General features: G+C 44.9%; 18 protein-coding genes. 13 read left to right on the top strand and 5 right to left on the bottom strand.

Going from position 1 to position 20,378, the window contains the following annotated elements; translation table 11 throughout:
* Positions 1–75: 75 nt before the first annotated feature.
* From KT990_RS03440 to KT990_RS03425, 4 genes are all read left to right on the top strand, one after another.
* Positions 76–1,833: a GspE/PulE family protein gene (locus tag KT990_RS03440; RefSeq protein ID WP_100329022.1), complete on the top strand. Its 1,758-nt coding sequence runs from the start codon at positions 76–78 to the stop codon at positions 1,831–1,833.
* 96 nt (positions 1,834–1,929) lie between these two features.
* On the top strand, positions 1,930–2,307 hold the full coding sequence (locus tag KT990_RS03435) for a NirD/YgiW/YdeI family stress tolerance protein (protein ID WP_005097478.1): 378 nt from the start codon (positions 1,930–1,932) through the stop codon (positions 2,305–2,307).
* 153 nt (positions 2,308–2,460) lie between these two features.
* Entirely contained in the window at positions 2,461–3,126 is a 666-nt protein-coding gene (locus KT990_RS03430) for a response regulator transcription factor (RefSeq protein ID WP_005170211.1), read from the top strand.
* Between the two features lie 2 nt (positions 3,127–3,128).
* Positions 3,129–4,454: a sensor histidine kinase gene (locus KT990_RS03425; RefSeq protein WP_218209168.1), complete on the top strand. Its 1,326-nt coding sequence runs from the start codon at positions 3,129–3,131 to the stop codon at positions 4,452–4,454.
* 76 nt (positions 4,455–4,530) lie between these two features.
* Here KT990_RS03425 and hemP read toward each other — a convergent pair whose 3' ends face one another.
* The gene (gene hemP, locus KT990_RS03420) at positions 4,531–4,701 is read right to left on the bottom strand and encodes a hemin uptake protein HemP (RefSeq protein WP_005170213.1); all 171 of its coding nucleotides are present in this window, start codon (positions 4,699–4,701) and stop codon (positions 4,531–4,533) included.
* A gap of 139 nt (positions 4,702–4,840) precedes the next feature.
* Between hemP and KT990_RS03415 the strand changes: the two genes are divergently transcribed.
* Positions 4,841–5,740, top strand: coding sequence for an NUDIX domain-containing protein (locus tag KT990_RS03415; RefSeq protein ID WP_180049250.1), 900 nt, complete (start codon positions 4,841–4,843; stop codon positions 5,738–5,740).
* A gap of 37 nt (positions 5,741–5,777) precedes the next feature.
* Here the strand turns inward: KT990_RS03415 and KT990_RS03410 are convergent, their stop codons facing one another.
* Both KT990_RS03410 and mrcB read right to left on the bottom strand, forming a co-directional pair.
* Positions 5,778–6,320, bottom strand: a complete 543-nt coding sequence (locus tag KT990_RS03410; protein ID WP_218209167.1) for a tetratricopeptide repeat protein — start codon at positions 6,318–6,320, stop codon at positions 5,778–5,780.
* A gap of 14 nt (positions 6,321–6,334) precedes the next feature.
* The gene (gene mrcB / locus KT990_RS03405; RefSeq protein ID WP_100355683.1) at positions 6,335–8,725 is read right to left on the bottom strand and encodes a penicillin-binding protein 1B; all 2,391 of its coding nucleotides are present in this window, start codon (positions 8,723–8,725) and stop codon (positions 6,335–6,337) included.
* A 192-nt stretch (positions 8,726–8,917) separates the two neighbouring features.
* Here mrcB and KT990_RS03400 point away from each other — a divergent pair, with 192 nt between their 5' ends.
* Both KT990_RS03400 and KT990_RS03395 read left to right on the top strand, forming a co-directional pair.
* The gene (locus KT990_RS03400; protein WP_005097467.1) at positions 8,918–9,856 is read left to right on the top strand and encodes an NAD(+) kinase; all 939 of its coding nucleotides are present in this window, start codon (positions 8,918–8,920) and stop codon (positions 9,854–9,856) included.
* A gap of 3 nt (positions 9,857–9,859) precedes the next feature.
* A complete protein-coding gene (locus KT990_RS03395; RefSeq protein ID WP_005097466.1) occupies positions 9,860–10,132 on the top strand; it encodes a YeaC family protein in 273 nt (90 codons plus the stop codon).
* Positions 10,133–10,217: 85 nt separating this feature from the next.
* On the opposite strand, the gene KT990_RS03390 is transcribed toward KT990_RS03395, so the two are convergent.
* Positions 10,218–11,219 carry a glycosyl transferase family protein gene (locus KT990_RS03390; protein WP_074383310.1) on the bottom strand — a complete coding sequence of 334 codons (1,002 nt, stop codon included), beginning with the start codon at positions 11,217–11,219 and terminating at the stop codon, positions 10,218–10,220.
* Between the two features lie 407 nt (positions 11,220–11,626).
* On the opposite strand from KT990_RS03390, the gene KT990_RS03385 reads away from it, so the two are divergent.
* Positions 11,627–12,970 (top strand): dicarboxylate/amino acid:cation symporter, encoded by a 1,344-nt coding sequence (locus KT990_RS03385; protein WP_005097464.1) that lies wholly within the window; start codon positions 11,627–11,629, stop codon positions 12,968–12,970.
* Between the two features lie 152 nt (positions 12,971–13,122).
* Positions 13,123–14,265 carry an acyl-CoA dehydrogenase family protein gene (locus tag KT990_RS03380; protein ID WP_180001318.1) on the top strand — a complete coding sequence of 381 codons (1,143 nt, stop codon included), beginning with the start codon at positions 13,123–13,125 and terminating at the stop codon, positions 14,263–14,265.
* Positions 14,266–14,350: 85 nt separating this feature from the next.
* On the opposite strand, the gene KT990_RS03375 is transcribed toward KT990_RS03380, so the two are convergent.
* Positions 14,351–14,869, bottom strand: a complete 519-nt coding sequence (locus tag KT990_RS03375) for a DJ-1/PfpI family protein (RefSeq protein WP_005097462.1) — start codon at positions 14,867–14,869, stop codon at positions 14,351–14,353.
* A 488-nt stretch (positions 14,870–15,357) separates the two neighbouring features.
* Between KT990_RS03375 and pheA the strand changes: the two genes are divergently transcribed.
* From pheA to KT990_RS03355, 4 genes are all read left to right on the top strand, one after another.
* The gene (pheA, locus tag KT990_RS03370; protein ID WP_005097461.1) at positions 15,358–16,467 is read left to right on the top strand and encodes a prephenate dehydratase; all 1,110 of its coding nucleotides are present in this window, start codon (positions 15,358–15,360) and stop codon (positions 16,465–16,467) included.
* Positions 16,468–16,533: 66 nt separating this feature from the next.
* Positions 16,534–17,625: a histidinol-phosphate transaminase gene (gene hisC, locus KT990_RS03365; RefSeq protein ID WP_100329014.1), complete on the top strand. Its 1,092-nt coding sequence runs from the start codon at positions 16,534–16,536 to the stop codon at positions 17,623–17,625.
* 3 nt (positions 17,626–17,628) lie between these two features.
* Positions 17,629–19,875, top strand: coding sequence for a bifunctional prephenate dehydrogenase/3-phosphoshikimate 1-carboxyvinyltransferase (locus KT990_RS03360; RefSeq protein WP_218209166.1), 2,247 nt, complete (start codon positions 17,629–17,631; stop codon positions 19,873–19,875).
* A 99-nt stretch (positions 19,876–19,974) separates the two neighbouring features.
* Positions 19,975–20,337, top strand: a complete 363-nt coding sequence (locus tag KT990_RS03355) for a hypothetical protein (RefSeq protein ID WP_180082992.1) — start codon at positions 19,975–19,977, stop codon at positions 20,335–20,337.
* Positions 20,338–20,378: the final 41 nt, after the last annotated feature.

Raw genomic sequence — 20,378 nt, 5'->3', positions numbered from 1 at the left:
TGACATTGCTAACTGGCTAATGCGAAAAATAACAAAAACTTGTTATAGTGAAGGCAGATTTGGGGATTGATAACAATGAAATTTGACTTTGAAATTGATACTGCCTGGTGTTTAGACCAACTGTTTAAAGATGGCAAAATCAGTGAACGTGACCGGATGCTGGTACAGACCACCCATCGTCAACGTGAACAATTAAAATGGCATCCTTTACAGTGGCTGGCCAACTTCAATCTTATTGATCAATCCCATCCGCAAACCACATTGACCTTGAACCGCTTATGTCAGTGGCTGGCCGAAAAAACCGGATTAATGTTCTATATCATCGATCCTTTAAAAGCGGACGTACAGGCATTGACCCATGTCATGTCACAGGAATATGCACTACGCAACCATATTCTGGCCGTTGAGATTCAGGCCGATAAAGTCCTGATCGCGACCGATCAGCCGTATAAGACTGAATGGGTCTCTAATCTCGAACAGAATATTTCCCCGAAAAAAATCCAACGGGTGCTGCTGAATCCAGAACAGTTACAACGATATATTGTCGAATATTATCAGGTCAGCCGTGCAGTCAGTGGCTCACAAAAATCCTCGGCCTATGACCGGGAAAACAAAGGCGTCGAAGCCTTGCTGCAACTGGGTGATTCGCAAAATCCGGATGCCAATGACCAGCATATTGTCAAACTGGTGGACTGGGTGCTGCAATTTGCCTTTGAGCAGGGTGCCAGTGATATTCATATGGAACCGCGCAAAGGTACGGGCAAGATTCGCTTTCGAATCGATGGGGTGTTGCATACCATTTATAACATGCCGGCCAATACGCTGACAGCGGTGATTTCCAGGATCAAGATTCTGGGCCGGATGAATGTGGCAGAAAAGCGCAAGCCACAAGATGGCCGTCTGAAAACCCGAACGCCGAAAGGACAGGAAACCGAATTGCGTCTGTCGACCTTGCCGACCGCATTTGGCGAAAAACTGGTGATGCGTATTTTCGATCCGGAAGTTCTGGTCAGAAGTTTTCAGCAACTCGGTTTTGAAGGGCATTTACTCAATGACTGGAATAATCTGACCAGTCACAGTCACGGCATCATTCTGGTCACCGGGCCAACTGGTTCTGGTAAAACCACAACACTGTATTCGACCTTGAAGCAGCTGGCGACGGAACAGGTCAACGTCTGTACTATTGAAGATCCGATCGAGATGCTGGAACCGAGTTTCAACCAGATGCAGGTCAATAATGGTATTGAACTGGGCTTCGCCGATGGCGTGCGCGCGCTGATGCGTCAGGATCCGGACATTATCATGGTCGGTGAGATTCGTGATCAGGATACGGCCAATATGGCGATCCAGGCGGCACTCACCGGGCATCTGGTGTTATCTACCCTACATACCAATGATGCGCCGTCGAGTCTGACCCGTTTGCATGATCTGGGCGTGCAACCTTTTCTGACCGCAGCCACCATTCTCGGGGTATTGGCGCAGCGTCTGGTGCGTAAACTCTGCCCACACTGCAAGCAGGAAAGCTTCCTGAATGAACAGGAATGGCAGCATCTGGCGGCAGACTATCCTTTACCGCGTCCGGAATTTGTTTTTAAAGCCGTAGGTTGTGAGGAATGCCGTCATACCGGTTATAAAGGTCGTGTCGGGATTTATGAATTTATGCCCCTGAGTCTGGAAACCAAGCAGTTGATTGGGGCCGATGCCAATTTGAACCAGTTACGCCAGCAGGCCAAAAAAGAAGGGGTAGAACCATTGCGTATTGCCGGCGCACGTAAAGTCATGGAAGGAATGACCACACTGGAAGAAGTCTTGAGAGTGGTGCCCTTAAATTAATTTTTGAAAATGAGGGTTTCTTAAGATTCAGCTCATCTTCGGCTGTTTTAATTGCATTATCGAAACCAAGCACAGATACACATAGAGGTATATGTAATGAAAATGATGATGAATACCGTTTTAGCAGCCACCCTGATGGGTTCAATCGCGACAGCAGCTGTAGCGAGTAACGAAACTGTGAATCAGCCCGTGGTAAATCAGGCCGCTTTTGCTCAAGTCACTACCGTTAAACAGGCTTTGGGCATGAAAGATGATAGCAATGTTCAGCTTAAAGGCTATGTGGTTAAAGCGGTCGGTGATGAAAAATATCAGTTCCGTGACAGCACCGGCAGCATCACCGTAGAAATTGATGATGAACTTTGGCAGGGCAAACCGATTTCCGCCAAAACCCCAGTGACCATTATTGGTGAAGTGGATATTGATTACAAACCGGCAAAACGCGTTGAAATTGATGTCGAGCAGCTTCGTTTCTAATTTTAATATGAACAGCTGAATTGAATCTGAAGCTTGCTCTGGATTCGAGGGTTGTAAAAAACCACATGCAAATCATACAAAAAAGCATGTGGTTTTTTTGAGTCTGGAGATTTTTCAGGGCAAGATAGAGAGATTGGCAAAGCGGAGCACAGCATGCGTATTCTTTTGGCAGAAGATGATCAGTCTCAGGCAGAAAGTATTCAGACCTGGCTGGAAATGGACGGCTATGTGATTGACTGGGTCGAGCGTGGCGATCATGCCATTTTGGCCATCGAACAACATCACTATGACTGCGTGTTACTGGATCGTGGACTTCCCAATGCAACGGGAGACGATATTCTAAAAAGCCTGCGCAGCATACAGAAAGATACACCGGTAATTTTTATTACCGCCCGGGACAGTATTGATGATCGGGTTGAGGGACTGGATCTTGGTGCCAATGATTATCTGGTCAAACCTTTTAGCCTGGAAGAGCTTTCCGCCCGGGTGCGTGCGCAGTTAAGACTGAAACAGAAAACGCCAAATCATATTCTGAAATGGCAGGATTTAAGTCTGGACACCCAGGCCAAGGCTCTGAATAAGGCTGGTCAGGCAATTGGTCTGACCGCGAAAGAATTTCAGATTTTATATAAACTGATGCAGCAGCCGGAACATATCATTACCCGCGAGCAACTGGAAGAATCGCTATATGCCTGGGGTGATGAAATTGAAAGTAATGCCATTGAAGTGTTTATTTATCAACTGCGTAAAAAAATTGGCAGCCAGATGATTAAAACCATTCGTGGCCTGGGTTATCGCATGCATAAACCTGAGGCATAAATATGTCTGCACCCGTCTCCCTGCAAACCCGCCTGATCAAGAATGCCATGCTCAGCTCCATACTGGCAGGAGTATTGGCATGGTTGCTGCTGCTCGGGATTTCCAGTTATCAGGCGATTCAGCTGCATGACGATTTGATGGAACAGATTGCCGAGTTATTACTTGGGGATGTCAGACAGGCCGAAGGCGATCAGGTCGATGAAATCAGTGAGCAATTCGATATTCAATATGCGCTGTTGCTCAATCAGGATGTTTTGACCACCTCTATCGAGGATGACTTGCTCAACAGCCTACAGGCAGATGAACCAAGTGGCTTTCAGTTCGCCTATGAAAATGGCCGTTTTATCCGGATTTTGATTGCGGAAGATGAAGGATTGCAGGTCAAAGTGCTGCAGCCTTTATCGGTACGTTTTAATGAATTATGGCAAACCACCTTAAGCTTTGCCGGAATTTTACTCCTGCTCTGGTTATTGCAATGGCTGATTTTGCATGTGGGGGTGAAACGTCAATTACGGCCTTTAAACAATATTTCCCGCGCCATAGGTTCCAAGTCGGCCGAAGATTTAAGTCCGGTCAACAGTCCAGATCCTGAAATCACGGAATTGCAACCGATTGTGCAGCAGTTAAATGCCATGCTGAACCGGCTGGAAAAATCACTGCTGGCCGAACAGCGCTTTACTGCCGATGCATCGCATGAATTACGCTCGCCGCTTTCTGCCATTCAGATGCGTTTGCAGGTATTGAAACGTCAATATCAGCATGATGCCCAGTTGCCGCAAGCCCTGCAACTGATTCAAAATGATGTCAATCGTGGTACGCAAGTGCTGGAGAATTTACTCTTATTGGCACGTCTGGATCCTGAAAAAGCAGAGCAGTTGCCGCAACAGGCCGTAAATCTGAAAATGATTGTTCAGGAGGTATTACAGGCCTTGCAGCCTTTTGCCGCAGAGAAACAGATCAAATGGCAGCTGAGCATAGACGACGGCCAGATCATGGCAAATGCAGAATTAATTTTTAGCTGCATTCGTAACTTGGTGGATAATGCAATTCGCTATACCCCAGAACGAGGTAGGATTGAGATAAAAACAGATGTTGATGCCGCAGGGCGTTTGCGCTTAGTGATTGAAAATTCGGGAACAGGCATAGCACGGGAAGTATTGGTACATCTGGGAGAACGGTTTTATCGTGCTTTAGGCACACGTACCTCAGGGTCGGGTTTGGGGTTGTCGATTTGCCGTAAAATTATGCAATTACACGCAGCAGAAATTGAGATTGCGGCCTCTGATTTGGGTGGACTGAAAGTTATACTCAGTTTTGCCAAATCTTAATTCAGTTCGCTAAAAAAGCAGTATGCGCTGATTCATACTGCTGGTTCCCACGTTTATTATGATTAGAGTGTTATCGTTATTTTGTGAGGATCAGGCGATTATTACGGGTCAGGCGTAAACGGTATTCTTCACCAGCATGCATAATTCTAATTTCACGCCCAAGTGCGAAAAGATTATTTGAGTGCAGCATGGGTAGTGCATGATGGCTATCGTTATTACGGCTAAACAAGCTAAAAGGTGCGTTCATTCCATCGACTCCGTGGTATCTGTTCTGGATTGATTTAAATGATAATCATTATCGAATAGGTCTGTCAATGAATAATTCTGTAATTTATAAAATAGAGCAATTTGCTTACAATCTGTAAAACTTCGAGTGCAGTAAAATGATGTCTAAACCCAATATTCATGTTGCGATTTCAATCTTATTTCATAAAAATCAAGTGCTTGTGGGGTGGCGAGAAGCCAGTCAGCATCAAGGCAACAAATATGAATTTCCAGGTGGAAAAGTAGAATCGGGTGAGCAACCGGTTGAAGCCTGTCGACGTGAAGTGCTGGAAGAGGTCGGGATTGATCTGGATCAGTGGCATGCATTCGATTTTATCTGTCATGAATATGAAGATGTCATTGTCAACCTACATATATTTCATGCGTCAGTGTCTGAGTCACAATTGTCAGGAATTCAACCACCCTGGAGCTGGTATGCGCGTGAACAGCTGAGCAGTCTGAATTTTCCCAAAGCCAACCAGTCCATGCTGCAAAAGCTGCAATGGCCACAACGTATCAAGATCGCAGATGATCTGGCGATTTTACATCAACTTGATCCAGATCAGATGCTATATTGGCGCGTTGAAATCACACCTGAACGGGTCATACAATTACAACAGCTTCCGATTGAACAGCTTTCCAAGCTCATGATTAATCAGGAACTCTGGTCACAGCTCAATGAATTACAGCAGCAAACGATTCGAAGCATTCACTTGAAACAATCGCAATTAATGGCTGTGCAACCCGGCCAGTTGATGCGAGGTTATCGTTATATTGCAGCCTGTCATGATCTGGCGGCATTACAGCAGGCTGAGCAGGTGGGCTGTGAAGCGGCTTTGCTCAGTCCTGTACTTGCAACACAAACGCACCCGGATACTTCGCCACTAGGCTGGGAACAATTTAAACAGATGGCAGCACAGGTACAGATTCCGGTTTTCGCTTTGGGCGGGCTGAAAACAGAAGATCTGAGCTATGCACAGAGCCAGCATGCTTACGGTATTGCCGGTATACGCAATATCTAGGTAAGCTGCTTTCCATTAGTAAGCATTTAGACAGAGACTAAAGTCCTTTTAAAGCCTGCTGGGCGTTTTGAATTGCTTTGGTGTCTTTTTGCTGTTGTGCAGCCTTTAAACGAACCTGCCAGAGCTGTTTCTTCATCGCATTCGATTGCGCATAGCTCAGACCACGTAATGCAAAAGCATCTGCACGTGCAGGCTGGTTTTTGCGGTTCGCAATCATGCCTAAATACAGGTAAGTTTCAGGCGCTTGAGGTGCTAGGCGTTGGGCTTGTACAGCTGCGGTTTCAGCTTGAGAAAATTGCTGTTTGGCATAGGCCTGCTGGGTTTGCTGCATAAGACGCTTGAAAGCAGGCAGATTACGGCCATCATCAAATTTCTGGTTTTTAGGCTTTTGCTCAGGAATTACAATTTTCTGGCGTTTGATTTCAGGACGGTCATAAGGCGTAATCACGACGCCGTCTGGGGTCTGTGGTTTAGGCTTTTCTGTTGCAGGTTTGGCTGGAGCAGCTGGCTCTGGCTCAGGAAAGCTTTGGCAGCCCACCAAACTGAGGATGAGCAGGCCAGGGATGATTTTTTGTAACATAAACATAGACTCAATTAATGGCTATAACTTCCACTCGAGATAATACGGGTTTCATTCGCGAGATCTCGTTCTATTTCTGTTTCACTTTCTTGTATATAACGACTGATATCGTCCTGTTCGGCATCAGATGACTGAGGTTCTGAATCGATATCGTAAGGTTCAGTCACATATTGGGAGATACCGCAGGCGGTGGCCTGATTTGGCAAGGCATGACGTGAAATCGGAATATACATGGCACCTTCACAACCTTGGGCAGATAAATGACCGGTATAACGATCCAGCCAATGCCATTGAATTTCATTGGGTTGTGGCAGATTGACAGGTTTCTGGCGGAGCTGTTTCATGACATTGATCCAGACCGGAAGAGCACCCGAGGAACCGGTTAGGCCAGTGACTTTATTGTCATCCAGACCGAGCCAGACCACCGTCATATAGTTACCTGAATAACCGGCAAACCATGAATCACGGCTATCATTGGTGGTGCCTGATTTACCTGCAAGATTCAGATTACTCGGCAGACTGTTATAAGCTGCGCGGCCTGTACCACTCGACATGACCTGTTGCAGGCCATAATTCAGGGCATAGGCTGAAGCCGGGTCAATGGTCGGTTGTACGCTTAAGCTATAACGGTCGAGTATCCGTCCATTGGCATCGACCACAGAACGAATTGACTTGGTTGGATATTTAAAGCCACCTGTGGCGAAGTTACCATAAATATTCATCACCTCCATTGGCGACATATCCACCGCACCTAAATAAATAGACGGATAGGATGGAATATCGGAAGTGACGCCAAATTTTTTCAGATGATTAATAAAGGTAGACAGACCAAATTCTTGTCCTAAACGTACAGTAGACAGGTTATAGGATTGTGACAGCGCTTGTGACATCGGTACGACACCATGTCCACGGCCACTGTAGTTTTTCGGCGTCCAGGTCTTACCATCACTTTGTACACTAATTTCACTGTCTTCAATCGGACTGGCCCAATGGTAACGATTTGATTCCAGTGCACTCAGGTAAATCACAGGCTTTAATAATGAACCCACCTGACGTTTGGCATCTACTGTACGGTTAAAACCGGTAAAGTCTTGAGTCGAGCCGACTGCTGCAACCAGTTCACCATTTTCCGGATGCGATACCAAAACTGCACCCTGCAAGTCTTTTAAACGGCCCGGATTAGATTTGGTTAAACGTGCGACTGTCTGCTTAAAACTGTCCTGAATTCGGGTTTGAGCCAAAGGATCCAGCGTGGTGAAAATACGCAGACCCTGATTGGTCAGGTCAGTTTCCTGATAGTCAGTGCGTAATTGACGACGCACAATATCCAGGAAGTCCGGGAAACGTGCAGGGCCCAAGGTTGGTTTTGAAATCACGTTCAATGGACGTGCGGTTTCTTTTTCATATTGTTCTTGGCTTAGATAGCCCATCACCAGCATATTATTCAGGACGATATCACGACGTTTTTTCGCACTTTCAGGATTACGCCATGGGTTATATAGACTCGGGCCTTGTACCAGACCGACTAAAAAAGCCTGCTGGGAAATATTCAGTTCACGCAGTGGCAGACCAAAATAAAACTGAGAAGCCAAGCCATAACCATTAATTGAATAGTTACCATTTTGGCCGAGATTCACTTCATTTAGATAAGCTTCCAGAATTTCATTCTTGTCATAATGTAATTCAACCAGCATGGCCATAAAGGCTTCATTGACTTTACGCTTTAAGGTACGCTCAGGCGTTAAATAGAAATTTTTCACCAGTTGCTGGGTTAAAGTCGAGCCACCCTGACGTTTGCCACCGGTAATATTACTGACAACAGCACGTGCAATACCGCGTGGAGATACGCCATGGTGTTCATAGAATTTACGGTCTTCAGTTGCGATGAGCGCTTCGATCAATGGTTTAGGCACTTTATTCAGTTTGATCAGTACCCGGTCTTCGTTATGCTGTGGATAAATTCCACCAATCAATAAGGGTTCCAGTCGGGCAATACCGCTAGAAGATGGCTTGGTGGCGCTGACCTCAGTCACTTGGTTAGCATTAAAACTCACTTTCAGAACTTGTTCCGGTTCAACCCGATCACCAAAATCAAAGCCACGGGTATGTACATATAAAGTATTTCCCGTAGTGACAAAATTGCCCGACTTGGCATAACTATCCGAGTTTTTATAACCGAGTAATTTTAATTCTTGTTGGAAATCCTGCTGACTGACTGGGGCATTGACGTACACTTCCATTGGACGTGCGAAAACTTTCGCCGGAATATCCCAGCGTTGACCTTCAAATTTTTCGCGTACAATATTATCTAATTTAATCAGGTAAATACTAAATACGACAAAGATGGAAATGACTAAAATCGAGAAAATTAAGGCAAAAAACCCCATGCCACGTTCAGATTTCATAAATACTTATAAGATCCTGTGAAATTGTGCTAATCATGCGAAGCTTTTAATCATTTTGCAATATTTAATCAATAAATGCGCTTAAAATTAAAATCAAAGCCCACAATTTCTCCTTAATTCAAATATATTTCAAATAATTTGCGACGAGCTAGCATCCTGTTATAAATTATCATCCAGGTATAGCTTAATGCTATGATATGCAAGATCCGTAGCGGAGCGACGACACTGGTGCAAATTTCCCATAAAACCTTTCGAAATATCGGGTTAATAGGACGTCCTGATAAATCATCGGTGGTTGAAACCTTATGTCTTATTCATGATCATCTTCTGAATTTAGGCTTACATCCTGTTTTTGATGCAGCGACAGCTGAACTCGTTCCATATAACAATACCCAAACTGTCAGTCGTGCTTTACTTGGTGAAGTCGTTGATCTGGTCATTGTGGTAGGAGGGGATGGTTCGCTTTTGCATGCAGCACGCGCACTGGTCAAGTACAATACTCCTGTGATCGGCGTTAACCGGGGGCGTCTGGGATTCTTAACCGACATTAAGCCAACCGAAGTCATCTTTAAGTTGGATCAGGTGTTAAAAGGTGATTTTCAGACTGAGCGACGTTTTTTACTCGAAGTCGAAATTCGCTCCAAAGGCGAAGTGATTTACGATGCGATTGCACTGAACGATGTGGTACTGCATTCAGGAAAATCGGTGCATATGATCGATTTTGAACTGAATATTGACGGACAGTATGTCTATCGTCAGCACAGTGATGGCCTGATTGTATCGACGCCGACCGGCTCTACGGCTTATGCACTTTCTGGGGGCGGGCCAATTGTCCATCCGAGTATGGATGCGATTGCGCTGGTGCCGATGCATCCGCATACCTTGTCTTCACGCCCGATTGTGGTCGGTGGACACAGCGAAATTAAATTACTGATTCGTGAAAATCGCGTACTGCCGATGGTCAGTGCGGATGGACAACACAGTGTGTCTTTGAATGTTGGCGATAGCGTCCATATTCGCAAGCATCCCTTTAAACTGAATCTTCTGCATCCACCGGGCTATGACTTTTATAATGCCTGTCGAACCAAACTGGGGTGGAATCAGGACTTTGATTATTTTAAGCAGGATTAAATCATGAATATTGAACAAATGCTTGCCGTACTCAATCCTGAGATTGTTGAACGCCTAAGAACAGCAATTGAAATTGGAAAGTGGCCAAATGGTGTAGCCCTAACTCAGGAACAACGCCAGACTTGTATGCAGGCAGTCTATGCCTGGGAAATGAAAAACTTGCCTGAAAATGAGCGCAGCGGTTTTATCGATCGCGGTACTAAAGAAGAAGGCGAAGAATGTGATGATGATCATCACAAGAATGAACCGGAATTCAAGCCAATTCGTTTTGTCTAAGCACTGAGGTCGAGTCAGTCGAAAGATATTTAAAAAAGCATTGTTCAATGAAGGAACAATGCTTTTTTTCTACACATTTCAAAGTTTAAACGGTGTGACGATTCACCCATAATTCTTTGGCTTTTTGCATCGCAACTTCATAGCTTTTACATGCACCCATGCTATACAACGCAATGCCCATGGTTTCCGTAACCGCAATCTCGCCATATTCATGGCTTTGCTGACCATCCCATACTGCTTTAAATAAGGCCAGATCCAGTTCTTCCTCAACCGGACTACGATTGTCAGTCAGTTTCGGTAGTTCATATTCGTACAGTTCGCCATCTTTAATACCGCAGATCAAAGTTTTGGCATCCGGATTACGCTCAAATTCGCCCCCTTCACCTTTAATCACCGCACTATTTTTATAACCTAAGCGGAAAGCCGCCTGTTGGTGCGAACCCCGATACGCCGGATGGAAAATTGCTTGCAGCGTTGCTTTGGCATTAAACGGGTTAATTAAACGAGCCAGCGTATGAATCGGGGAGCGCAGTCCCATTACATTTCGTAGGCCAATCAGATCTGCCAGAATCGGAGAAATCACCTCTAATGGGATATAGGCAAAATGTCGTTGCTGTAATTGCTGCTCCACTTCATCATCATTTTGACAGATTGGATAGCCTAAGCAAGTTAACACTTGTTCGGTATAAACCCGGTTCATGGTATGACCAGCGGCACCATGCATCACAATAGTATAACCATGCTTGGCCAACGTCAGTGCTGCCAGAATAAACCATGGATAATGCTTGCGCTTGCCTGCATAAGAGGACCAGTCCAGATCGACATCCAGCTGCTTAAAGTCAAGCTGGTCGCGTGTGGCCTGAACAAAACCGGCTAACTCATCTACAGACTCTTCTTTGACCCGCAATAACATCAAGAACGCCCCTAGCTGCACATCGAGCACTTCATCTTTCAGAATCATGCTAAAGGCTTGATAGGCTTCATCATAGCTGAGGGAGCGGGCGCCATTTTTTCCTTTCCCCACGATGCGTACATATTGGGCAAAGGGATGTTCGAAATCTTTATAAATATTTCTTTTGGTATTCATAACTTATACAGCTTGCAGCAAATATTGGGGTCAATGAGGAGGGTCTAAAATTAACAAAGCTTTCAGTATACGGAAAACAGGCATTTAAATCTGATTATCGACTAATGTCTAATTCAATGCGAGCAAAAAGCAGGCAATTGCATAAGACTTTATGCACATTTAATGGGATTTTTCAGTAAAATTCAGACAATTTTTAGAGTTTGTTTAAGTTTTCTTAATCTCTTTCTCCCATTTAATACTTTGGTCTGATGCTGCGCGTCAGATTGAATGCGTGGCTGATTTTCATTTTGAACATTCTCTTGAGCCTATTGAGATTTGATCCAGTTCATCTTCAGAGCAGATGAACAGATCAGTGCATTTCTCAAAATGGTCTTTTTATTTTCAGATATCGTTCAAGTAGATTTATTATGGCGAAAAAACCGATTTATAAGTCACTGTATTTTCAGGTGATTGTGGCTATTATTGCAGGTATTCTGGTCGGGCATTTCTCGCCGAGTGGTACGCAAATTATCAATGGTGTAGAACAGTATGTTCCTGGCTTGGGTGAACAGCTTAAACCGCTGGGTGATGCATTTATCCGCCTGATCAAAATGATCATCGCACCGGTGATTTTCTGTACCGTGGTCAGCGGTATTGCGGGTATGGAAAGCATGAAATCAGTGGGTAAAACTGGTGGTGTTGCTTTACTTTACTTCGAAATCGTCTCCACGATTGCGTTGGTCATCGGTCTGGTGGTGATTAACATCGTCAAGCCAGGTGTAGGCATGAACGTTGATCCTGCATCACTGGATACCACGGGCATCAGCAAATATGTCGCTACAGGTGAGTCACAGTCGACGATCGACTTCCTGATGAATATCATTCCAAATACGGTGGTAGGCGCATTTGCGGAAGGCGAAATTCTACAGGTTCTGTTGTTCGCGATCATTTTTGGTTTCGCGCTGCATAAGCTGGGTGATCAAGGCAAGCCAGTCCTGAAACTCATCGACCAGATTTCACATGTATTCTTCAATATTGTGAACATGATAATGAAACTGGCGCCAATCGGTGCATTTGGTGCGATGGCCTTTACCATTGGTAAATATGGTATTGGTTCGCTTGCTCAGCTGGCACAGTTGATCATTTGTTTCTATATCACCTGCGTACTGTTTATTTTCATCGTACTGGGTTCAATTGCGCGTTTTGCGGGTTTCAGTATCATGAAGATGATTCGCCTGATCCGTGAAGAACTGCTGATTGTACTGGGTACTTCTTCTTCAGAATCAGTATTGCCACGTATGTTGAAAAAACTGGAACTTGCTGGTGCTGAAAAATCAGTGGTAGGTCTGGTGATTCCAACCGGTTATTCATTTAACCTAGATGGAACTTCAATCTATTTGACCATGGCTGCGATCTTTATTGCGCAGGCGACCAATACACAACTTGATTTGTCTCATCAGATTACCCTTCTTCTGGTACTGTTGATTTCATCTAAAGGTGCGGCAGGTGTCACGGGTTCTGGCTTTATTGTGATGGCAGCAACCTTGGCTGCTGTGGGTAATATTCCTGTTGCAGGTCTGGCCTTGATTCTCGGTATTGACCGTTTCATGTCTGAAGCGCGTGCCTTGACCAATCTGGTGGGTAACTCTTTGGCGACTTTGGTTGTTGCAAAATGGGTAGGCCAGCTCGATATGGACAAGCTGAACTATGCATTGGCAAATCCATCAGAAATTGATGAAAAAATGGCGCAAGAAGGCAATAACGCCCATTAATTCTAATGTTTGAAAGAAAAAGGAAGCTTCGGCTTCCTTTTTTATTGACTGCAAAGTTAGTAAAAGATAGATGCCAGTACATGACAGTAAAGCTGAAAGTAGATAGTCTGTAAAACAGGAAATAAAACGATAAACAGTATAAGGACAACCGAATGCTTGCCTACGATGCCGATCTAGAATTATTCCGCGACAATTTTAAACGCTTTATGAATGAACATGTCGCACCGTATTATCAACAATGGGAGCACGAAGGCCTGATGCCACGTTCAGTCTGGAATGCACTTGGTGAAAATGGTTTCTTGTGTGTCGATGTTCCGGAGGAATATGGCGGCTATGGGGTGCCAACCGATTATTCATTGATGCTGATTGAAGAGTCTGCACGTGCCGGATACAGTGCCATTTCTACAGGGTTGTCCTGTCATTCGGATATTGCTGCACCCTATATCTTGCATATTGGAACTGAAGAGCAGAAGAAACACTGGTTGCCGAAAATGGTGAGCGGTGAAGTGGTCGGTGCGATTGGTATGACCGAGCCAGGTGCCGGCTCAGACTTGCAAGCCATGCGTACCAGTGCCATCTTGCAGGATGATTACTATGTATTAAATGGCTCAAAAACCTTTATTTCCAATGGTCAGCATGCCGACCTGGTGGTACTGGCAGTCAAAACTGATCCGCAAGCGCGTGCCAAAGGCGTTTCTTTGTTACTGGCCGACACGCATCTGGAAGGCTTTAAAAAAGGCACTAATCTGGACAAGATTGGCCTGCATGCGCAAGATACTTCGGAACTGTTCTTTGACAATGTCAAGGTGCCGAAAGACCAGTTACTCGGTCAACCGGGGCAGGGTTTTGCTTATTTGATGCAGGAATTACCGCGTGAGCGTACCGCCATCGCAGCAACAGCCTTGGGTGCAATTCGTGGTTCTATTGATGTGACCACGCAATATGTGAAAGAGCGTCAGGCTTTTGGTCAGGCCATCGGTCAATTCCAGAATACTCGTTTTGTTTTGGCACAAGCGAAAATTGATGAATTGGCGACCGCAGCTTTTTATAACCAGAATCTTGAGCTTTATATGCAAGGGAAACTGGATGTCGAAACTGCAGCGGCATTGAAAAGTTTTTCTACCGATATGCAGATGAAGATTGCTGACAATCTGCTTCAGCTCTTTGGTGGTTATGGCTACATGACTGAATATCCAATTTCACGCTTCTTTGTCGATGCCCGTATTCAACGGATTTATGGCGGTACCAATGAAATCATGAAAGAAATTGTAGCGCGTGGTCTGTTAGGACGTTAATTTATGAATGAAAAAAAGAGTCCTTTTTAAGGACTCTTTTTTTACAGGCAAGCTATAGCAAAGAGCCGTGACTCTGTTTTAAATTTTATGATTTCAAGACATTCAAACATTCATGAATAAAAATGGGCAGATCATTGGGCAGGCGCGATGAGATCAACTGGTTATTATCATTCACCAGTTCTACATCATAATAGGTTCCACCCGCATGCTGTACGCGACTCGCATGCGCCCGGATACTGGTAATAATCCGATTTTTCAGCACATCTGCTTCACACAGTAATAAGGATGCATCACATAAACTGAAAATAGCTTTTTTGGCCTGATTGAAGGCATGGATGAACTGTAGCACCCGAACATCGGTAGAGAGAGAAACCGCAGATTCGCCCCCTGGAATCAGCAAGGCATCAAAGTCATCAATACTGATTTGTTCGATGCCACGGTCGATGGTCACGGCAGAACAGCCATGCAGCCCATAGACCACTTTGCCGGCGTTAAGTTCGATATTGCAGACGCTATGATGGGCAGCCAGCAAGGCAGCCACTGGCTCTAGGTATTCTTGGTCTTCAAAATTATTTGTTATAAGTACTGCTATTCTTTTTGGCATGATTGATCCCCCCAACTCATGATTTAAATTAGACTAGCTGTTAAAGGTTGAAAAAACGTCTCTGCTTTGTAACAGAGTAGTAATTTCATGTAAAAAATCTAGGAAAATCAATATTAAATAAGAGAAATGAGCTTGAGGAGCGTGCATTTTATTGTGAAAGATATCTCAGATTTTAATAGGTCAAAAAAGACATGTACAAAGCTATTATTTTAATTTTCTTATGCTTAAAACCGCTATATAGATTAAGAAATAGTGATATTTCATATTCATTAAAATCAGTTAAGATGGAGAGGCTAAGTTTACAATTTGATAATGTAAATCAAGCCAAAATGCTGAACTAAATGTTACCAGATATGACTAAAAGCGATGAGTGGTTAAAACCAACTGTCTGTTTTTAAGACTTAATCTAGCAATGTCATATTGCGTAACATTTTAAAGCTCACTATTGTTATACTGAACAGATAAGGTTTATGAAGGGCGACATAACAATGATCAACGACGATCAAAACACCACGACTTCTCTTGATTTGGCAAAAATTCGTGAGGATATCGATTCTGTTGATCAGCAAATCCAGCAATTGATTAACCGCCGGGCACGTTTGGCTGAAGCAGTTGCAAAAGCAAAGTTTGCTTCAGAAGAAAGTCCGCTGTTTTACCGCCCAGAACGTGAAGCACAGGTGTTGCGCAATGTCATGGAGCGTAATGAAGGGCCATTGTCGGATACCACCATGGCGCGTCTGTTCCGTGAAATTATGTCCGCTTGTCTTGCGCTTGAAGCTCCGCAAAGTATTGCGTTTCTAGGGCCAGTCGGAACCTATACCCATTCTGCGGTACTCAAGCACTTTGGTCATGATGCGGTGGTTCGACCTTTACCGACAATTGATGAAGTCTTCCGTGAAGTCGAGGCGGGCAGTGCCCATTATGGTTTGGTGCCGGTGGAAAATTCCTCTGAAGGTGTAGTCAATCATACCTTGGACTGTTTTAAAACCTCGAACCTGAATGTGATTGGCGAAGTTGAATTGCCGATTCATCATCAATTTCTGATTTCTGAAAATACCCGTAAAGACAGTATTAAACAGATTTATGCACATCAGCAGACTTTGGCGCAATGTCGTAAATGGCTAGACGCGCATTATCCGGGTGTAGAACGTGTGGCTTTAAGTTCTAATGCTGAGGCTGCGCGCCGTATTCAAAATGAATGGCATTCTGCTGCGATTGCTTCTGAAATTGCATCGAGTATTTATAATCTTGAAATTATGCATGGCAATATTGAGGACAATCCGGAAAATACCACACGTTTCTTGGTGATTGGCCGTGAAAAAGTGCCTCAAAGTGGCAATGATAAAACCTCATTACTGATTTCTGCACATGACCGTGCTGGTGCATTGCTGGAAATTCTGGCGCCATTTGCCAAGCACAATATCAGCTTGACCAGTATTGAAACGCGTCCAGCACTTCCGGAAAAATGGGCTTATGTGTTCTTTATTGATCTTGAAGGTCATATTGAACAGGAACATGTCAAAGCTGCAATTGCAGAAATTCGTCCTTTGGTGAAAGAAGTTCGTGTGCTTGGTTCATATCCTGCCGCTGTACTTTAAGTCAGCTATGCGTGGTCAGGGCGAGGGTGCTGACCACTGTTTTATACCTAAAATTGGAAGTCTAAAATGTCGTTTGTTCCAGCCAATTCAGGCATCTCAAAATTAAAGCCATATCAGCCAGGTAAACCGATCAGTGAACTTGAGCGTGAGTTGGGTCTTACCGATATCGTCAAGCTGGCATCCAATGAAAATCCACTGGGTTGTTCAGATAAAGTCAAAGAAGCAGTCGCTGCGGAAATTGCTGAAATTGGCCGTTATCCAGATGGAGGTGGCTTTATCCTGAAAGATCAGATTAAAACTCAGTTTGGTTTTAATCATGATCAGATTACGCTTGGCAATGGTTCAAACGACTTGCTAGAAATGTTTGCCCGTGCCTTCGTTTCTTCAAGCGATTCTGTGGTATATAGCCAGCACGCATTTGCAGTTTATGCACTGGTCACTCAAGCCATTAATGCACAAGCGATTGAAGTACCTGCCAAAGGTTTTTCACATGACCTTGAAGCTATGGCAGCAGCAATTCAGAACAATACCAAACTTGTCTTCATTGCCAATCCGAACAATCCGACCGGAACCTGGTTCGAAGAAGCCGAATTTGAAGCTTTCATGCAAAAAGTCCCTGCAAATGTAATTGTGGTGCTAGACGAAGCGTATGTGGAATATTTCCCGGAAAACTTCAACAGCTTGAAATTCCTGCAACAATATCCAAATCTGATTGTCAGCCGTACTTTATCGAAGTGCTATGGTCTGGCTGCACTGCGTGTCGGTTTTGCCTTGGCATCGGTTGAAGTGACCGATTATTTAAACCGTATTCGTCAGCCATTTAACGTCAATCATTTGGCCATGGTCGCTGCGGTGGCTGCACTGAAAGATGAAGACTTTATCGCGCGTTCTCGCGAAGTAAATAAAGCCGGTATGGCGCAACTTGAAGCAGGTTTTAAGGCTTTGGGTCTGAACTATGTGCCTTCTCGTGCTAACTTTATTCTGGTTGATGTACAGGCAGACCCCGCAGCAACCTTTAACGGTTTGCTGAAACAAGGGGTCATTGTACGTCCGGTCGGTATTTCCAGCCACATTCGTGTATCGATTGGTACTGAAGCAGAAAACGCGAAATTCTTAAGCGCGCTTGCTACAGTATTGGGTTTAGAGGCAAAAGCTTAATTCATGTCGCAGCCATTGTTTGAAAAAGTTGCATTTATCGGGCTTGGACTGATTGGTTCAAGTCTGGCGCGTGTCATTCAAGCCGAGCACTTGGCCAATGACATTGTGGCATCGACACGTTCGTCCAAGACTTTGGAAGATGCCAAGGCACTTGGTCTGATTTCTGCAGGCTATGCCGATCCTGTAGATGCAGTCAAAGGTGCAGATCTGATTGTTCTGGCTTTGCCGGTACGTGCCACACAAAAAGTACTTGAGCTGATTCAGCCGTATTTGACGGAAAATGTCATTATTACTGATGTGGGAAGTACCAAAGGTAATGTGGTCGATGCGGCTAAAGCGGTCTTTGGTGACCAGCTTCCAGCAGGTTTTGTGCCGGGTCATCCGATTGCAGGTGCAGAGCATACCGGTGTACATGCAGGAAAAGTCGATCTATTTGCCAATCACAAGGTAATTTTGACGCCACTGCCAAGCAGTAGCGATTGGGCCGTGGAGAAGCTGATTCAACTGTGGCAAGCGGCCAAAGCCGAAGTGATTTGCATGGATGTGGACAAGCACGATGAAGTGCTGGCACATACCAGTCATCTTCCGCATCTCATGGCATTCAACTTGGTTGAACAGCTGGCCAAACGTGAAGACAACTTAGACATATTTCGTTATGCTGCCGGTGGCTTCCGCGATTTCTCGCGGATTGCCGCCAGTGATCCACAAATGTGGCATGACATCTTTTTTGCCAACAAAAAAGCAGTTCTGAATGCCGTAGATGGCTTTGAACAGCAGCTCGCGATTATTCGCAAATTGATCGAAGATGAAGATTCCCAAGCATTGATGGGCTTATTGGGTCATGCGCAGGCAGCTCGCCAGCATTTCAACCATATGCTCGCCAAGAAACCTTTCATGGAGAAAAATAAAGTGACACAACAATTTACCATTCAGCCGGGTGCCAAGACATTTCAAGGTAAATTTACCGTGCCAGGTGACAAATCTGTGTCACATCGCTCGATCATGTTTGGTGCCATCGCTGAAGGTACAACACATGTGACTGGTTTCCTTGAAGGTGAAGATGCACTGGCAACTTTGCAGGCTTTTCGTGATATGGGCGTCAGCATCGAAGGCCCTAAAAATGGTGAAGTCACCATTCATGGCGTCGGTATGCATGGTCTTAAAGCGCCACAGTCTGCCATTTATATGGGCAACTCAGGCACTTCAATGCGTTTGCTATCCGGTATGCTGGCAGCGCAGAAATTTGATTCAGTGATGACCGGTGATGCATCCCTATCTAAACGCCCAATGGAACGTATTGCCAAGCCTTTACGTGAAATGGGTGCACTGATTCAGACCACGGGTGAACGTGGAACTCCGCCTGTCTCGATTACAGGCAACCAGCAACTACAAGGCATTCAGTACGATTTGCCAATGGCATCAGCGCAGGTAAAATCAGGTATTTTGCTGGCGGGCCTATGGGCAAATGGCGAAACCGCAGTGACTGAACCTGAACCAACCCGCGACCATACTGAGCGTATGCTGCGTGCATTTGGTTATGAGGTGAAAACCGAAGGCAATCGTATTTCATTACAAGGTGGCGGAAAGCTGGTCGGAACCAATATCCAGGTGCCATCTGATATTTCTTCTGCGGCCTTCTTTATGGTCGGCGCTGCGATTACTGAAAATTCGGATGTGACCTTAGAGGCTGTTGGTATCAACCCGACCCGTACTGGCGTGATCGAAATCCTGAAACAGATGGGTGCGGACATTACCGTTGAAAATGAACGCATTGCTGGCGGTGAACCGATTGCAGATATCCGTATTCGTGGTACGCGTACGCTTAAAGGCATTCATATGCCTGAAGATCAGGTGCCATTGGCGATTGATGAATTCCCGGCGCTGTTTATTGCTGCTGCCTGTGCCGAAGGTCAGACGATTTTGACCGGTGCTGCCGAGCTTCGCGTAAAAGAATCGGACCGTATTCAGGTGATGGCAGATGGCCTGCAAACCATGGGCATTGACTGTACCCCAACTGAAGATGGCATTATTATCGAAGGGAAGGGCAAATCAGGTGACTGGTCGCCAATCTTCACCGGTGGTGAAATTGAATCACATCATGATCATCGCATTGCAATGAGTTTTTCGATTGCCGGTTTACGTAATTCGGAGCAGATCAAGATTATCGGTACGGAAACGGTAGCCACCAGTTTCCCGACCTTTACAGAACTGACCTCAATTGCAGGTTTGCCTATTCAAGTTTCAGAATAATTTTTAAAATTATGTGAAACAGCCAAGCTTTTGCTTGGCTGTTTTGTTTATATTGCTTATGCTAAACCCATACAAGAAAAAAGCCATTAGGATGTAGCGATGCGAAAATTAAAATTCATGGCCAATACACGAAGCCAGCAACCCCGGGATGGTCAGGAAACCCAGGAATATGTAGCGCATTTTCTTGCCGAAACATTAGGTAAACATGGCTTTCAGACCTTAAGTCAAAGTGGTGCTCAGGTTGCCGTGAGCGTGGATGAACATGCTTTGCCCTTATCTGTGAGTTGTGAAACCAGAGATGAGCAGGGGCATCTGGTCTGTGAAATTGCCTCATATCCTGAAGAAGAACAAGATTGGCTCGATCGTATTACCGAACGAAGTCTGCTCAATCAGCTAGCACAAGCAGTAGAAAGCTCGCTCAAAGAGCAGGAAAGCTTTAGCGAGTTTGAATGGAAGAACTAATTCATAACTCCACTATAATTTGATCTCAACGCCAAAGTGAG

The organism is Acinetobacter sp. F9, assembly GCF_019195275.1.
Taxonomy (GTDB): domain Bacteria; phylum Pseudomonadota; class Gammaproteobacteria; order Pseudomonadales; family Moraxellaceae; genus Acinetobacter; species Acinetobacter pseudolwoffii.
This window is presented reverse-complemented; position numbering and strand designations above follow the sequence as displayed.

What these genes read in the sequence shown, in the direction of transcription:
- KT990_RS03415 (WP_180049250.1), top strand. Translation starts at nt 4,841, where the DNA reads ATGTCTAAACCCAATATTCATGTTGCGATTTCAATCTTATTTCATAAA.
- KT990_RS03430 (WP_005170211.1), top strand. Translation starts at nt 2,461, where the DNA reads ATGCGTATTCTTTTGGCAGAAGATGATCAGTCTCAGGCAGAAAGTATT.
- KT990_RS03440 (WP_100329022.1), top strand. Translation starts at nt 76, where the DNA reads ATGAAATTTGACTTTGAAATTGATACTGCCTGGTGTTTAGACCAACTG.
- mrcB (WP_100355683.1), bottom strand. Translation starts at nt 8,725, where the DNA reads ATGAAATCTGAACGTGGCATGGGGTTTTTTGCCTTAATTTTCTCGATT.
- KT990_RS03435 (WP_005097478.1), top strand. Translation starts at nt 1,930, where the DNA reads ATGAAAATGATGATGAATACCGTTTTAGCAGCCACCCTGATGGGTTCA.
- KT990_RS03355 (WP_180082992.1), top strand. Translation starts at nt 19,975, where the DNA reads ATGCGAAAATTAAAATTCATGGCCAATACACGAAGCCAGCAACCCCGG.
- hisC (WP_100329014.1), top strand. Translation starts at nt 16,534, where the DNA reads ATGTCGTTTGTTCCAGCCAATTCAGGCATCTCAAAATTAAAGCCATAT.
- pheA (WP_005097461.1), top strand. Translation starts at nt 15,358, where the DNA reads ATGATCAACGACGATCAAAACACCACGACTTCTCTTGATTTGGCAAAA.
- KT990_RS03410 (WP_218209167.1), bottom strand. Translation starts at nt 6,320, where the DNA reads ATGTTACAAAAAATCATCCCTGGCCTGCTCATCCTCAGTTTGGTGGGC.
- KT990_RS03375 (WP_005097462.1), bottom strand. Translation starts at nt 14,869, where the DNA reads ATGCCAAAAAGAATAGCAGTACTTATAACAAATAATTTTGAAGACCAA.
- hemP (WP_005170213.1), bottom strand. Translation starts at nt 4,701, where the DNA reads ATGAACGCACCTTTTAGCTTGTTTAGCCGTAATAACGATAGCCATCAT.
- KT990_RS03380 (WP_180001318.1), top strand. Translation starts at nt 13,123, where the DNA reads ATGCTTGCCTACGATGCCGATCTAGAATTATTCCGCGACAATTTTAAA.
- KT990_RS03360 (WP_218209166.1), top strand. Translation starts at nt 17,629, where the DNA reads ATGTCGCAGCCATTGTTTGAAAAAGTTGCATTTATCGGGCTTGGACTG.
- KT990_RS03400 (WP_005097467.1), top strand. Translation starts at nt 8,918, where the DNA reads ATGATATGCAAGATCCGTAGCGGAGCGACGACACTGGTGCAAATTTCC.
- KT990_RS03425 (WP_218209168.1), top strand. Translation starts at nt 3,129, where the DNA reads ATGTCTGCACCCGTCTCCCTGCAAACCCGCCTGATCAAGAATGCCATG.
- KT990_RS03390 (WP_074383310.1), bottom strand. Translation starts at nt 11,219, where the DNA reads ATGAATACCAAAAGAAATATTTATAAAGATTTCGAACATCCCTTTGCC.
- KT990_RS03395 (WP_005097466.1), top strand. Translation starts at nt 9,860, where the DNA reads ATGAATATTGAACAAATGCTTGCCGTACTCAATCCTGAGATTGTTGAA.
- KT990_RS03385 (WP_005097464.1), top strand. Translation starts at nt 11,627, where the DNA reads ATGGCGAAAAAACCGATTTATAAGTCACTGTATTTTCAGGTGATTGTG.